14 protein-coding genes are annotated in these 13,008 nt (G+C 60.7%); all 14 read right to left on the reverse strand.

From position 1 onward, the window contains the following. Positions 1-15: 15 nt before the first annotated feature. Positions 16-1,026 carry a FecCD family ABC transporter permease gene (locus KGB20_RS18325; RefSeq protein ID WP_154861095.1) on the reverse strand — a complete coding sequence of 337 codons (1,011 nt, stop codon included), beginning with the start codon at positions 1,024-1,026 and terminating at the stop codon, positions 16-18. Beyond that, positions 1,023-1,982, reverse strand: a complete 960-nt coding sequence (locus KGB20_RS18330) for an ABC transporter substrate-binding protein (protein WP_154910373.1) — start codon at positions 1,980-1,982, stop codon at positions 1,023-1,025. The genes KGB20_RS18325 and KGB20_RS18330 overlap by 4 nt, the downstream gene beginning before the upstream one ends. Then, positions 1,979-2,767 (reverse strand): ABC transporter ATP-binding protein, encoded by a 789-nt coding sequence (locus KGB20_RS18335; protein ID WP_154861093.1) that lies wholly within the window; start codon positions 2,765-2,767, stop codon positions 1,979-1,981. Before KGB20_RS18335 ends, KGB20_RS18330 begins: the two co-directional genes overlap by 4 nt. A 156-nt stretch (positions 2,768-2,923) precedes the next feature. Further along, on the reverse strand, positions 2,924-4,303 hold the full coding sequence (locus KGB20_RS18340; protein WP_154910374.1) for a PepSY-associated TM helix domain-containing protein: 1,380 nt from the start codon (positions 4,301-4,303) through the stop codon (positions 2,924-2,926). A 111-nt stretch (positions 4,304-4,414) separates the two neighbouring features. Further along, the gene (locus tag KGB20_RS18345; RefSeq protein ID WP_154910375.1) at positions 4,415-6,532 is read right to left on the reverse strand and encodes a TonB-dependent copper receptor; all 2,118 of its coding nucleotides are present in this window, start codon (positions 6,530-6,532) and stop codon (positions 4,415-4,417) included. Positions 6,533-6,724: 192 nt separating this feature from the next. After that, the gene (locus KGB20_RS18355) at positions 6,725-7,168 is read right to left on the reverse strand and encodes a DUF2946 domain-containing protein (RefSeq protein WP_150813569.1); all 444 of its coding nucleotides are present in this window, start codon (positions 7,166-7,168) and stop codon (positions 6,725-6,727) included. A 21-nt stretch (positions 7,169-7,189) separates the two neighbouring features. After that, positions 7,190-7,669, reverse strand: coding sequence for a copper chaperone PCu(A)C (locus KGB20_RS18360; RefSeq protein ID WP_154910376.1), 480 nt, complete (start codon positions 7,667-7,669; stop codon positions 7,190-7,192). A gap of 47 nt (positions 7,670-7,716) precedes the next feature. After that, complete coding sequence (locus tag KGB20_RS18365; RefSeq protein ID WP_154910377.1) at positions 7,717-8,115, reverse strand: DUF2946 domain-containing protein; 399 nt, start codon at positions 8,113-8,115, stop codon at positions 7,717-7,719. A 110-nt stretch (positions 8,116-8,225) separates the two neighbouring features. Further along, entirely contained in the window at positions 8,226-8,549 is a 324-nt protein-coding gene (locus KGB20_RS18370) for a DNA-binding protein (protein WP_008016808.1), read from the reverse strand. A gap of 4 nt (positions 8,550-8,553) precedes the next feature. Further along, positions 8,554-8,889, reverse strand: a complete 336-nt coding sequence (locus KGB20_RS18375; protein ID WP_057712177.1) for a type II toxin-antitoxin system RelE/ParE family toxin — start codon at positions 8,887-8,889, stop codon at positions 8,554-8,556. Between the two features lie 56 nt (positions 8,890-8,945). Then, the gene (locus tag KGB20_RS18380; RefSeq protein ID WP_154910378.1) at positions 8,946-9,671 is read right to left on the reverse strand and encodes a cobalt-precorrin-6A reductase; all 726 of its coding nucleotides are present in this window, start codon (positions 9,669-9,671) and stop codon (positions 8,946-8,948) included. Next, positions 9,668-10,765, reverse strand: a complete 1,098-nt coding sequence (locus KGB20_RS18385) for a cobalt-precorrin-5B (C(1))-methyltransferase (RefSeq protein ID WP_154910379.1) — start codon at positions 10,763-10,765, stop codon at positions 9,668-9,670. Before KGB20_RS18385 ends, KGB20_RS18380 begins: the two co-directional genes overlap by 4 nt. Beyond that, positions 10,758-11,969 (reverse strand): precorrin-6y C5,15-methyltransferase (decarboxylating) subunit CbiE, encoded by a 1,212-nt coding sequence (gene cbiE / locus KGB20_RS18390; RefSeq protein ID WP_154910380.1) that lies wholly within the window; start codon positions 11,967-11,969, stop codon positions 10,758-10,760. The genes KGB20_RS18385 and cbiE overlap by 8 nt, the downstream gene beginning before the upstream one ends. Before the next feature lie 138 nt (positions 11,970-12,107). Continuing rightward, positions 12,108-12,755 (reverse strand): hypothetical protein, encoded by a 648-nt coding sequence (locus KGB20_RS18395; RefSeq protein ID WP_154861088.1) that lies wholly within the window; start codon positions 12,753-12,755, stop codon positions 12,108-12,110. Positions 12,756-13,008 lie beyond the last annotated feature (253 nt).

Genomic DNA, 13,008 nt, shown 5'->3' on the forward strand with positions numbered 1-13,008 from the left:
AGTTCGTGCACTACGTCAGCAGCGACGCATCAGGCCGATAAAGAACAGCCCGCCAATCGCCGCGGTAGCAACGCCGATAGGCAAGTCTTCCGGGGCGATCAGCGTGCGGGCAGCGACATCGACCCACATCAGGAATACGCTGCCGAGCAACAGACAAACCGGCAGCAACCGACGATGTTCGGCCCCCACCAGTCGACGCGCAATGTGCGGCACCATCAGCCCGACAAAGCCGATGGAGCCGCTGATCGACACCAGCACTCCGGTCATCAGCGAAGCGATCACGAACACTCGCAGACGCACCGCACGGGCATTCAGGCCCAGGGTGACGGCGGTCTGTTCTCCGGCCATCAATGCGTTCAGCGGTCGTGCCATGCCGAGCAACAGGACCAGTCCGAGCAACACACTCAGTGCCGGCAGCGTGAGCAGCTCCCAGCGTGCCAGGCCGAGGCCGCCGAGCATCCAGAACATCACGGCGGAACTGGCGCGATGGTCGCCCATGAACAGAAGCAGATTGGCGATCGCCATCATCACGAACGAGACCGCCACGCCGCACAGCAGCAACCGGTCACTGTCCAGGCGCCCGTGGCGACTGGCGATCATCAGCACCACCAGCATGCTCAGCAATGCTCCGATGAACGCGGCGATCGGCAACGTCAGCAGGCCGCCGATTTCGCCGACATGCAATATCACAATCACCGCACCGAGTGTGGCGCCGGAGGTGGCGCCGAGCAGGTGCGGATCCGCCAACGGGTTGCGTGTCACTGCTTGCAGCACCGCGCCGATCAGTGCCAGGCCGGCGCCCACCAGAGCGCCGAGCAACATGCGCGGGACGCGGATCAGCCAGACGATGTGATCCTGGCCGGCGCTCCAGTCCTGCGCGCCGATGCCGAACAGCTTGTGCAGCAGGATCCGCCACACCACGTCCACCGGCACCCGGGCCGGGCCGAAGCCCAGCGACACCACGCACGACACCAGCAGCACGGCGCCCAGGGCGATCAGCAGCAGCGCAAAACGACGATTGATCATTCGCCGTGGAAACCTTTGGCGAGGGTTGCCGCTGCCAGCACATTGTCGATACCCGGCGTGGCCTGCACGTAAGGGATGACGATGAAACGCTGGTTCCTGATCGCGTCCACCGATTGCAGCGCCTTGTTATTCAGCAGGAACCGGATCTTCTGCTCTGCGGTGATTTCGCTGTAGTCGACGATCACGATCACCTGCGGATCGCGCTCGACCACGGTCTCCCAATTGACCCGGGTCCAGCTCGCGTCGACATCATCGAGAATGTTGTGCCCGCCAGCGGCATCGATCAGCGCTTGCGGCATGCCGAGGCGCCCGGACGTCATGGCGCGGTCTTCGCCGCTGTCGTAGAGAAAAACCCGCGGCTTTTCTGCCGGCAGGTTCTTGCCGATCTCTGCGATCTGATTCTGCATGTCGGCGATCAGCGCGTTGGCGCGGTCCTGCACATCGAAGATTTTGCCGAGGTTGCGCAGGTCGTTGTAAGTGTCTTCCAGGGTCGCGGCAGGGCGCTTCATCACGAAGGCGCAGGACTCGGTCAGTTCATACACATTGATGCCCAGCGGCTGCAGGGTTTGCGGCGTGAGATCGCCACCGACGCGCATGCCGTAGTCCCAACCGGCGAAGAGAAAATCGACGTTGGCATCGAGCAGGGTTTCCACCGACGGGTACTTGGCCGCCAGTTCCGGCAGGCCGTCGAGAATGGTCTGCATCTCGGGCGTCACGGCCTTCCAGCCACTGATGCCACTGTAACCGGCCATCCGTGGTTTGAGGCCGAGGGCGAGCATCATCTGGGTCATGTTGATGTCGTGGCTGAGCGCATGTTTTGGTGCCTGCTTGAAGGTCACTTCGCGGTTGCAACTTTTGATTGTCAGCGGGTAACGGGTGGCTTCGGCCAATGCCTGGGTGCTGCCCAGCAGCATCGCGAGAGAGAGGCAGGAACGCAGCAGGGAACGCAAAGTCATGGTTGGGTTATCCAGGTGATTCGTGGGTAGCCGTGCAGTGGATGTTCATCGATCAGTGCTTGGACGCCGAACACATTGCGCAGCAGCGCAGCGGTCAGGACTTCTTTCGGCGTGCCGCTGGCGACGATACGACCATGGTTGATCACGTACAGTCGATCACAAAAGGCCGCCGCCAGATTGAGGTCGTGGATGCTCGCCAGGGTGCCGATATTCAAGCGCTTGACCAACTTCAAAAGCTCAAGCTGATAACGCGGGTCGAGGTGGTTGGTCGGCTCGTCAAGGATCAGCAGTTGTGGTTGCTGGGCCAGGGCGCGGGCGAGGATGACCCGCTGTTTTTCACCACCGGAGAGAGTGGCGAACCCGTGGTCTTCGAAGCCCTTGAGGCCGACGGATTCCAGGGCCTGATTGACCAGGTCGCGGTCTTCAAGGGTGTCGCCATCGAACAAGCCTTTGTGCGGCGTGCGGCCCATGGCGACCACTTCCTCGACAGTCAGGCCGAAGGCATCAGGGAACTCCTGCAACACCACGGCGATGCGTTGCGCGCACCAGCGCGAGGAGTGCTTCCAGACGTTCTGGTGATCGAGTCTGACCTCGCCGCTTTCCGGTTGATTGAAGCGCCAGGCACACCGCAACAGGCTGGTCTTGCCACTGCCGTTGGGGCCGATCAGCCCGACGAACTCACCGGCGGCCACGTGTAGCGAGGCGTCACGCAGCTGGAATTGGTGGTGGCAATGGCCGTGACCCAGTGGGGACCAGGCAAGGTTTGTCAGATTCAGCGAGGTCATGCAGTGACTCTTGAGGTGATGCTGATGGCCCCATCGCGGGCAAGCCCGCTCCCACAGGTCTTACGCAATCCCTGTGGGAGCGAGCTTGCTCGCGAAGGGGCTGAGGTGATGCGCGGGGAGTTTACAGTGCCTTTCGCCCGGCGCATCTCGCCTGTTTCAAGATGAAGATGAAGCCGACTCAGTTTGCCGGGTAAAGCGCGACAGCAGCACGCGATCGAGCACCCACACCGCCACCAGAGAAGCACCCACCAACGGGAAGGCCACTGCCAGGGCGAACATGATCACCATCGCGGTTTTCCATTTTGGCAGGTCATGGCGCAGCGGCGGCACGCCGAGTTTTCCTTGCGGACGGCGCTTCCACCAGATCACCACGCCGCTGACCGCGCTGAGCAAAATCATCAGGCAGATCAGCAACACGACGATCTGATTGAACACACCGAACATCTTGCCCTCGTGCAGCATCACGCCGATTTCCGTGGCGCGGGCGACGGTGCCGTACTGCTCGAAGCGTACATCGGCCAGGACCTTGCCGGTGTACTGATCGATGTGCAGCGTGGCGTCATTGCGTGGGTCGTCGGCGAATACGGCGATGGTGAACACGCCGGTCGCGGTGGTCGGCAGGGTGATGCTGTAGCCCGGTTCGACTTTGCGCTCTCTGGCGATGTTTTGTACGTCCTGCAGGCGGATGGTCGGCGATGCCGGACCGGCCGCTGCGCCGTCGTGGGCCATGTGCTCGGCATGGTCGCCGGACATCGGCATCGGGGTGTTTTCCATGGCCCACGGCACGCTCTGGCGGGTGGCGGTGTTGAGGCTGCGTGCCTCGACGTCGGACTTCGGCACGTCATCCCACATGGCCGCCGGGAACACGTTCCACACTTCGGCGTATTGCTTGCCCCAGAAACCGGTCCAGGTCATGCCGCTAAGCAGCATCACCAGCAGCAGGGACGCGCCCCAGAACCCGGTGACTGCGTGCAGGTCGCGCCACAATACGCGACCTCGACTGTTCAGGCGTGGCCACAAAATGCCTGCCGCCTGACCGCGCGGCCACCACAGGAAAATGCCGGACACCACCAGCACCACGCCCCATCCGGCGGCCAGTTCGATCAGCCGATCGCCAACGGTGCCGATCATCAGCTCGCCGTGAATCGACCGGGCGATGGCTTGCAGGTTCTTCTTGGCATCTTGTTCACCGAGGATGTCACCGTGGTACGGATCAACGAAAACGTTCAGCTCCTTTTCATCGTTGAGCACGACAAACTGCGCGCTGCGCTCGGCATTGACCGGCGGCAGGTACTGGGTGACCTGACCTTGTGGGTAAGCCGTTTTCACCCGTGTCAGCAGGTCGTCGGCCGGGACGGTGTGATGACCGGCCGGGACGTTGAGCAGGCTGCTGTACATCAGCGAGTCGAGCTGCGGTTTGAACAGGTAGACGGTGCCGGTCAACGCCAGCATCACCATGAATGGCGCAACGAACAATCCGGCATAGAAATGCCATCGCCAGGCCAGGTTGTAGAAATTCACTTTGGGCTGTTTCATCACGTGTGCTCCGCTTGGCTGGATCTTTTAGTTGTTTGTTTTTGCGGTTGCTGCGCAACCGATCGCGAGCAAGCTCGCTCCTACAGGGGAGCGGGCTTGCCCGCGATGCTCTTAAAAGCTCATGTCCACCTTGGTCCAGAGCGTGCGCCCCGGTTCCTTGATGGCTTGCGGGTCATTGGCCGGGTAGCCGAAACCGGCGTTGCCGGCCAGGTTCAAGTGTTCGGCGTAAGCCTTGCCGAACAGGTTGTCGACGCCGCTGCTGACCTTCCAGTTGCTGTTGATCCGATAGGCACCGTTGAGGGAGAACACGCCGAAGCCCGGCGTCTTGTCGAAGTCCTTGCCGACCACGTTGCCCTTGTTCTGGTCGATACGGTTTTGTGCGGCGACCACTCTCCACAGTGCGCCGGCGCTCCAGTTGTCTTCGCTGTAGGTCAGGCCGAAACGCGCATCCAGCGGCGGCATTTGCGGCAGCGCAGTGCCATCGCTGCTGTTCTTGCCCCAGGCGTAGGCCAGGGTCGCGTCGGCTTTCCAGTTGTCGGTGAAGTTGTAAGCGGCGCCCAGTTCGCCGCCCATGATTCGCGCGTCGATGTTTTCGGCTTGCGAGGTCGTACCCATCATTGTCGGGGTGTAGTTGAACAGGATGTAATCGCGCACCTGCCCGACGTAAGCCGAGGCCCAGGCTTCGAGGTCTTCGGTCTTGTATTGCAGGCCGAAATCGAGCTGGGTGGTTTTTTCCGGTTTGATCGAGTCGAAGGCATTCACCGAACCGGCGGGGCCGGACTTGGGAGAGAAAAGCTCCCAGTAATCCGGGAACCGCTGGGAGTGACCGAGGCCGGCATACAGGGTGGTCGGGCTGTCGGCCAGGTCATGTTCATAGCGGATGAAACCACTCGGCAGGGTGTCGGCGCGGGTGTCGTCGGCGGTCGGGTTCGGGCGGGTCATCATGCCCGAGCCGGTGGTCTGCCGATAATCCTTGGCCGAGACGCGGTCCAGGCGTGCGCCGCTGATCAGGCGGTCACGGTCGGCGGCGTACCAGGTCAATTCGCCGAAGACTCCGTAGTTATGGAAGTCGGCATCCTTGGTGTACGGCAGGTCCTTGTAGGTGTCGACGCCCATGGCGCCGCGCTGGCGATGTTCGTTGGTCTGCGCGTCGATGCCGCTGATCAGTTGCACATCAGTCCAGCGCCAGGTGGCCTTGACCCGGGCGCCGAGGGTGCGGCGGTCGACGTTGGAGGCCATGGGGCCGGCCATCATTCCGGTGCCGGACGGCGTGCGCAGGGTGTAGTTGTCCATCACGTGATCGGCGTAGTTGTAGTAGACCTGCGCCTCGACCTTATCCAGTACCTCGCCGATGTTGGATTGCTCGAAGCGCAGGCCAAGGCTTTCGCGCAGGAACTGCGAGCCGTCCATGCCGCGCCCGGCGTAGCGGGCTTCACCATCGCCACGGCCGGCGGTCAGTTCCAGCAAGGTGTCGGTATTCGGCGTCCAGCCGACGGCCACGTCGCCGTTCCATTTGTCATAGCGCGACGCCACGGTGTCGTTGTTGCCGTCCTGGTAGTCGTCGGAGTGCGCGGTGTTGCCGATGACCCGCACATAACCCGATTGTCCACCGGCGGCAGCGTCCACCAGTTTGTCGAAGCGGCCGTTGGAGCCGGCCAGCACGCTGGCGTTGACCCGTGTGCCGAGTGCGCCGAAGTGCTCCGGCTCGCGGTCGAACAGGATAGTGCCAGCCGAGGAACCCGGTCCCCACAGTACGGTTTGCGGGCCTTTGATCACTGTGAGCTTGTCGTAGGTTTCCGGCGAGATGTAGGAGGTCGGGGCGTCCATCCGGCCCGGGCAGGCACCGAGCATCATGCTGCCGTTGGTGAGGATGTTCAGCCGCGAGCCGAACATGCCGCGCAGCACCGGGTCACCATTGGTGCCGCCATTGCGCACCATGGCAAAGCCGGGGATGGTCTTCAGGTAATCGGCGCCATCGCTGGCCGGCACCGGTTGTCGCGGGTCCTTGGGGTTGGTGACGATGGTCAGGGGCGAGCTGGGCGCAACGGCGGTAATCACCGTCGGGCTCAGTTCTTCGGTGTGACCGGCATGATCATCGGCCAGCGCAGAAGGCGCCAGCAATGCACCGCACAGGATGGCGGTGGCGTGTCTGAAACGAACACCGGATTCGTTCAGGGCATAAGAGGCTTGGGCAGGGCTCAAGCACGGGACAGCGGAAAACCTGGACATGACAATTTCCATCGAACAGTCGTAAACGACACGGCCGGCAGCCTGAGGCTGTCCCTGTGGGAGCGGGCTTGCTCGCGAAAGCGGTGTGCCAGACGACATCAACGTTGACTGACACTTCCTCTTCGCGAGCAAGCTCGCTCCCACAGGTTGCTTTGGCTGTCTTGCGGACCGTGTGAAATCAGAAGTGAGTGTTTACGCGACGACGGGCGGGGCGCGGGTACGGGCGCCGGGGAAGAAGGTTGGCCGAGCATGGCCCTGGCGCGCAGAGGGTGTGGTGAAGGTGTTGACGGGCGGGATGACGAAGTTGGCGAAAGACACGCCACCGGTCAGCGCCGGGCAATTGAACAGCAGGCTGCAATAGCCGCATTTTTCCCACAGCACATGGTGCCCCGGGGCTGGCGGGCAATGCTCGGCGGTGGCTTGCGTGCCATGGTCGGCATGCTCCATCGCCGACATGTCCATGCTCATACCCGTAGGCATGTTCATCGACATGGCGCGCGAATCCATCGGCATCGACTGAGAAATCAGCGGACCGATAAAGATCATCAGCATGGCAAACAGGCTGATCCAGCTGCCACGTGTCAGGCTCAATGCCTGATTGCGTGACCTGGATGACCTGGCGCTAAGCGGGCGCATGGGCGTATACAGCGCGGGTGGTTATTGCGCGTGCTTGTGTTCTTGCATGGCGTCCGGCGCCTGCTTCTGCACCGCGACTTCGACCGTCACGTCACCGGACTTCTCGAAGTGCAGCGTCATGGGGAAGCGCTTGCCGTCAGTGAGCAGGCTGCGGTCCTTGAGGCCCAGCAACATCACGTGATAGGCCATGGGTGCGAAAGTGACCTCGCCACCGGCGGGCACTTCCACGCTCGGTACGTGCTGCATTTTCATCATGTCGCCTTGCATCACGTGCTCATGCAATTGCGCTTCGCCCGCAATGGGGGTGTCGACGCTGAGCAGGCGGTCGGCGGTCTTGCCTTGATTGTTGATCACGAAATACGCCGCAACGGTGGGCGCATTGGGCGGCAACTCCTGGGACCACGGATGAGCGATTTCCAGTGTGCCGACCTTGTATTCGTGGGCATTGGCAAAGCAGGCAGGCAGCAGCAACGCAGCCAGAACGACGAATTTGTTCAACATGGCAATTCTCCGGAACGATTTAAAACGCAGTCAATTGCGAGAAAAAATCACACCAGAGGGGACGCGCGGGGGTTGAGACTCGGCCATTGCTGGCGCGGTGACGGGCTTTCCAGAGAGGTGGCAGGCAGGCTTCGGTTGGACTCGAAGTGCGCGAAATACAGTTGTGGCGTATGCCCCGGCAACGCCACCAATGGCGCGGAACCCGAGCAGCACCAGCAATGCTGCATGTTGGAATGATCGTCGCTTTGCGGGGCTTTCTGTTCAAGGTCGCCGATGGAAATCGCCACCATCCTGGTGCCGCTGGAGCTGCAGAAGCTGCCCCACAACAACTGTTCGGCGGATGACTTCGCCGTTTGCGCCATCGCTCCGGACATCGGCATGGCGAGCATGTTGAACAGCACTGCGAAGCAGGCTATCCAGGCAATTGCGAGCCGGTGTCGGGACATGGGACAAAATCCGTTTGGGTGGGCGATCAGGCGCGGGCTATTTAGCCTGATCAGGGCCGATAAGTAAAAAGGCGGCGTGCGGTGTGGTGTCGCAGCAAAAAGACGTCAGCTCAGTGCGCACGTACCGCATGTACTTGTATTTCTACTCCAAGCGTAGCGCGAATTACGGCGAATATTGCAGCCAGGTTGTCCATGCTTGGGTTGCCTTTGGCGGACAACATTCGATGGAGGCTTTTGCTGGGCTTTGCCGTTTCCTTTGCCAGTTCTTCAAAACCAACGGTGGCGTTGATGAGATCGCGCAGGATGATCCGGGCCATTTCGGGTTCGCCGTTAAGAAACAGAGTAGCAGCCTCATCCAACAGTGCCTGGGCGAACTCGGGATCACGTTGGGCACGCTCGGCAATGGTGTGTTTGTAACTTCGGGTGAGCGCCATGACGTTATCTCCGGTGCCGTTCAGTCTTTTTTCGGGATCGAAACTCGGCTATCAGTACTTTCGCTTGTTTGATGTCAGTTTTTTGTGTGGATTTGTCACCGCCACCAAAAAGGATGATCAGGTGTTTCCCTTCTTGAACGAGATAGATTCTATAGCCCGGGCCCCAATTTATCCGGTACTCGCCGAGCCCGTCGAACCACTTGATGTTTGATGTGTTTCCTAACTCAAGGCGCAGCAGCGCGGTGGATACCTTGAGCGCTGCCTGCGCATTCAAGTTGGAAAACCAGTGACTGAAGGGGCTGGTTTCGTTGTCCTGTACGTATTCTTCGAGTGTGATCACAGGCGGCCCTGATGGTAACAAATAGGTTACTTATCATGCAAGCCAATGATCCTGACCTAATGAACGAAGACCGACAACGCGCCAACTGTTTCCTCAGGCGTCAGGAACTCCCGATCAACCCCCGGCAACACCGGCCGCTTCAAGACAATCACCGGCACCCCACGTTCACGTGCGACTTCCAGTTTCGGTTCGGTCGCCGTGCTGCCGCTGTTCTTGCTGATCAGCACGTCGATGTTTCGCCGTTCGAACAACTCGCGTTCATCGTCGATCAGGAAGGGCCCACGTGCGCCAATCACTTCGCAGCGCTCGTTGCCCGGATACACATCCAGTGCGCGCAGGGTCCAGAATTGTTCCGCTGGAATTTCGTCCAGGTGTTGCAGGGGCTCGCGACCAAGGGTGAACAGCGGTCGACGGAAGGGCTTCAGGGCGTCGATCAGTCCCGCCCAATCGCTGACTTCCCGCCAGTCATCACCCGCCTGGGCTTGCCAGGCCGGACGCCGCAGCGCCCAGCAAGGAATGCCGCTCAAGCGCGCGGCGGTCGCGGCGTTCTGGCTGATTTGGGCGGCGTAGGGGTGAGTGGCATCGAGCAGCAGATCGATGCCTTCTTTGCGAATGAATTGCGCCAGACCCTCGGTGCCGCCGTAGCCGCCGACGCGAACCTGGCATTGCAGATCCGTTGGTATCCGACCTACGCCGGCCAGGCTGTAGATGTGCTGCGGTCCCAGCGTGCGGGCAATGGCCATGGCTTCGGTCACGCCGCCGAGCAACAGGATGCGCTTCATTGAAAGGCTCCCGCATGGCCAACGATCCCGCCCTGGCGATCGATGGCGAAGACTTCCACCTGAACCTGCGCCGGCACCACGCTGCGGGCAAATTCCAGGGCGTGCTGACAGACGGCATCGCCCAGGGCAACCCCGGCTGCGGCGGCCATGGCCAGTGCCTGCTGGCTGGTGTTGGCCTCGCGGATGTTCTGCTGCAACGTCGCATCGGCGCCGACCAGCGCCGCCCATAACGCCAGTTGCGGCAAGTCAATGCTCGAATGACGACTGTGCAAATCCATGTGCCCGGCCGCCAGTTTGCTGATCTTGCCGAAACCACCGCACAGGCTGAGTTTATCCACAGGTACTTTGCGCAGGTGCTTGAGCACGGCGCCAACGAAGTCGCCCATTTCGATCAGGGCGATTTCCGGCAGGTTGTAGACCCGGCGCATGGTGTCTTCGCTGGCGTTGCCAGTGCAGGCGGCGATGTGCAGGTAACCGTTGGTTTTCGCCACGTCGATGCCCTGGTGGATCGAGGCGATGTAGGCCGCACAGGAAAACGGCCGGACGATACCACTGGTGCCGAGGATCGACAGACCGCCAAGAATGCCCAGGCGCGGATTCATGGTTTTCAGTGCCAGTGCCTCGCCGTTCTCGACATTGACCGTGACCTCGAAACCGCCGCTGTAGCCAAGCTCGTCAGCCAGTCGGGCCAGGTGTTCGCTGATCATTTTGCGCGGCACCGGGTTGATCGCGGGCTCGCCGACTCCCAGCACCAGCCCGGGCCGGGTCACGGTGCCGACACCGCGACCGGCCTTGAAGCGCGTCCCCGGTTCGCTGCTCAGGCGCACCTGGGAGTAGAGCAGGGCACCGTGGGTCACGTCCGGATCGTCACCGGCATCCTTGAGGGTTCCCGATTCGGCGCCGTCCTCGGTGAGGCGGCAGAACTCCAGGCGCATCTGCACCTGTTTGCCCTTGGGCAACACGATTTCCACCGCATCGGCCGATGTGCCAGCCAGCAGCAGACGCGCGGCGGCGAGGCTGGTGGCCGTGGCGCAACTGCCGGTGGTCAGGCCGCTGCGCAGAGGGGCGGGGTGTTCGGCGGTTTCGTCACGCATCGAAGGGCTTCGTCACGTCCAGCAAGGTAATCGGCAAGGCCTGGCGCCAGGTGTCGAAGTCGCCCAGCGGTTGGGCCTGGGCGATATGAATTCGCGTCAGCTCCCCGCCGTGTTGCTCGCGCCAAGCCATCAGGGTCATTTCACTTTGCAGTGTGACTGCGTTGGCAATCAGCCGGCCACCGGGTTTGAGTTCGGCCCAGCAGGTATCGAGCACGCCCTCGCGGGTGACGCCGCCGCCGATGAAAATCGCATCCGGCCGCTCCAGCCCGGTCAGTGCCTGCGGCGCGCTGCCGCGAACCAGTTGCAGGCCGGGAACGCCGAGGGCATCGCGGTTGTGTTCGATCAACGCTTGTCGGCCCGCATCTGCCTCGATGGCCAGTGCGCGGCAACCGGGGTGGGCGCGCATCCATTCGATGCCGATCGAACCGCTGCCGGCGCCGACATCCCACAACAGTTCGCCGGGGATCGGGGCCAGGCGCGCGAGGGTGATGGCACGCACATCGCGCTTGGTCAGTTGGCCGTCGTGCCTGAAGGCGGAGTCCGGCAGGCCGGCCAGTCGCGACAGGCGTAGCGTGTTCGGCTCGGCGATGCACTCGATAGCGATCAGGTTCAGGTCGGCGATCACAGGATCGGTCCAGTCATTGGCGATGCCGTCGACACGTCGCTCGGCTTCACCGCCCAAATGTTCGAGCACCGTTATCCGGCTCGGGCCGAAACCACGTTCACGCAGCAGTGCGGCGATGGCGGCGGGGCTGCTACCATCGTTACTCAACACCAGCAAGCGCACACCACTGGACAATTGCGCGTTGAGTGCGGCGACGGGGCGGGCAACCACCGACAACGTGACCACTTCCTGCAAAGGCCAGCCCATTCGCGCCGCGGCGAGCGAGCAGGAAGAGGGAGCGGGCAGAACAAGCATTTCATCGCTGGATAAATGTCGGGAGAGACTGGCACCCACCCCAAAAAACATCGGATCGCCGCTGGCCAGGACGCAAACGGGCTCTCCCTGTTTCGTCAAAACCGGTTCAAGGGCGAAAGGACTGGGCCACAATTGCCGTACGCCGCAGATGCAGGCTGGCAACAAGTCCAGTTGCCGTTGACCGCCAATGATCCGCGTAGCGTTCAGCAGAGCGTGTCGGGCATTTTTGCCAAGCCCCTTGAAGCCTTCTTCTCCAATGCCTACCACTGTCAGCCAGGGGGTCATGCTGTTCCTCTTCTATCAATCGAAGCCAAATCATCACGCTGCCGGTCTGTGTCGACCTGTGCGGTGGTGCATCATAGCGCGGTGTGGATTGAGTTCGCCTGTCGCTGGTGTCTGTAAACGTGATCAGGGCTTATCCAGTTAATGGTTCTTTTTCAGGTCGAATCTCTTCATTCTGATTTCGAGCCGCTTGCGTTCGATGAGCGATCTTTTGCTTTCGAGTATGTTTTTGTCCAGTTTAAGATAAGCACGTTGCTGGATGATTTTTGCAGCGTGATCTTCCATGTTCCAGAATAGAAAACTACTTTTTTTGATCGTGGTAACTAACTCAAGATTAAAGACTGCAATTTCAAGAAACCCCTTTGAGTCGTAGCGTGTGGGTATTACTTGAAAGCGCTCTCCCAGGGAACTTTGTTGGTCCAGTGAATAAAGCGCCGGCTGGTTGGGTTTCAATGCGTCGAGTGTGTCAATCATAGCGTTCCCTTGCCTGCTGTCCGGCATGGTTTGAGCGCTTTGGACCAGAAACTCGGCAATGCTTTTCGAAACGGAGTGTTGAGTGCGGGTGAAGATGGCATCCTGAAAGACAGACCAGCCGAAAAAATTCAACGTCGCAACGTATTCATTCAGCCACGTTGTCGAGTCGGCGAAGCGACTGCCAACCCTGTCTGCGGACTGGGTGGCTATTTGTGTGCAATGGGTGAAGTCGTCGTAATCCTGCAATGAAATTTCTTCGATGCATGAAATAAGGTTGTGGGCAGTCAATATTCCAGTTGTTTTTTCATATATCATTTTTTGTTCCCTTGAAATAGCTGGTTTTTTGCCGTTGTTTTAATTCGGGTTGTGGTGAAAAGTACAAGGGTTGGTGTGTGGTTTAAATATGTCTGGTTGGTTGAATTGATTCTTGCTGTTAGCGTTTTTCACTGAGTGTTCAATCAGAACTTGCGATGGCGATTCAGTCTTGAGGCGAAAAGCCTGGGCTGGGGATCACGCGCTTTTCGTCGTCAACCTGCCAGGGCTTTTCATCAGGCCGGACAAAGCAGGC

The sequence above is a fragment of the Pseudomonas sp. BF-R-30 genome, assembly GCF_019956175.1.
Lineage (GTDB): Bacteria > Pseudomonadota > Gammaproteobacteria > Pseudomonadales > Pseudomonadaceae > Aquipseudomonas > Aquipseudomonas jessenii.

Coding starts and splice junctions, on each gene's coding strand:
- KGB20_RS18325 (WP_154861095.1), bottom strand. CDS start 1,026: ATGATCAATCGTCGTTTTGCGCTGCTGCTGATCGCCCTGGGCGCCGTG.
- KGB20_RS18330 (WP_154910373.1), bottom strand. CDS start 1,982: ATGACTTTGCGTTCCCTGCTGCGTTCCTGCCTCTCTCTCGCGATGCTG.
- KGB20_RS18335 (WP_154861093.1), bottom strand. CDS start 2,767: ATGACCTCGCTGAATCTGACAAACCTTGCCTGGTCCCCACTGGGTCAC.
- KGB20_RS18340 (WP_154910374.1), bottom strand. CDS start 4,303: ATGAAACAGCCCAAAGTGAATTTCTACAACCTGGCCTGGCGATGGCAT.
- KGB20_RS18345 (WP_154910375.1), bottom strand. CDS start 6,532: ATGTCCAGGTTTTCCGCTGTCCCGTGCTTGAGCCCTGCCCAAGCCTCT.
- KGB20_RS18355 (WP_150813569.1), bottom strand. CDS start 7,168: ATGCGCCCGCTTAGCGCCAGGTCATCCAGGTCACGCAATCAGGCATTG.
- KGB20_RS18360 (WP_154910376.1), bottom strand. CDS start 7,669: ATGTTGAACAAATTCGTCGTTCTGGCTGCGTTGCTGCTGCCTGCCTGC.
- KGB20_RS18365 (WP_154910377.1), bottom strand. CDS start 8,115: ATGTCCCGACACCGGCTCGCAATTGCCTGGATAGCCTGCTTCGCAGTG.
- KGB20_RS18370 (WP_008016808.1), bottom strand. CDS start 8,549: ATGGCGCTCACCCGAAGTTACAAACACACCATTGCCGAGCGTGCCCAA.
- KGB20_RS18380 (WP_154910378.1), bottom strand. CDS start 9,671: ATGAAGCGCATCCTGTTGCTCGGCGGCGTGACCGAAGCCATGGCCATT.
- KGB20_RS18385 (WP_154910379.1), bottom strand. CDS start 10,765: ATGCGTGACGAAACCGCCGAACACCCCGCCCCTCTGCGCAGCGGCCTG.
- cbiE (WP_154910380.1), bottom strand. CDS start 11,969: ATGACCCCCTGGCTGACAGTGGTAGGCATTGGAGAAGAAGGCTTCAAG.
- KGB20_RS18395 (WP_154861088.1), bottom strand. CDS start 12,755: ATGATATATGAAAAAACAACTGGAATATTGACTGCCCACAACCTTATT.